General features: G+C 69.3%; 1 pseudogene (cut by a window edge). It reads left to right on the forward strand.

Annotated elements, in window-relative coordinates:
* Positions 1 to 499, forward strand: a pseudogene (locus ACFE99_RS24565) (PPE family protein) (it extends 632 nt beyond the left edge of the window).
* The last annotated feature ends 171 nt before the right edge of the window (positions 500 to 670 follow it).

The following is a 670-nucleotide window of genomic DNA, read 5'->3' on the forward strand; positions in this document are numbered from 1 at the left end:
GACGACGTCGTCCACAGCCCTGACCTCCGGCGCCAGCGTGGCGTCCGGCGCGGGATCGTCGGCGTCGCTGGGCGCTTCGGGTGCATCGATGCTCGGCTCGGCCAGTTCCCTGATGCGATCGGTGACTCCGGCTATGGGCATGTTCGGCAACTTCCCGGGGTTGGGTTCCGCCCTGGGCAGCAGCTCCGGGGCGCTCGCCTCACCGAGCTTGAGCAGTGCCGCGGTGACTGCGGGCCTGGGCCGGGCGACGTCGGTCGGCGTGCTGACGGTGCCGCAGAGTTGGGCGTCGGCCGCTCCCGCGTTCAACCCTGTTGCCGCGTCGTTGCCGGCCACCACTGCCAGTGCCGCTACGCCGGCGGTCGGCGCTGCGAACCCGGGAAGCATGCTCGGCGCGCCGCTGGCGCCGTTGACCGGCCGCGCCGGGCCGACTCCTATGGCTTCAACTCCGCGCTTCGATGTCCGTCCCACCGTGGTGCAACGCCCGGTCTACGCCGGTTAGGAAAGGGGGACCAGCCGTGTATTTCCGGGTCGGCGGTTACGCCATCGCGTGACGCGTCCGGCCACCACATCCATCACAGCCAGCTGATTCGAGCTAAGGAGATATCAATGCCAACTCGGTTTATGACCGACCCGGACCAGATGCGGGCAATGGCGGGCCGTTTCGACGTGC

Origin of the sequence: uncultured Mycobacterium sp. (assembly GCF_964249325.1) — a bacterium.
GTDB lineage: Bacteria > Actinomycetota > Actinomycetes > Mycobacteriales > Mycobacteriaceae > Mycobacterium.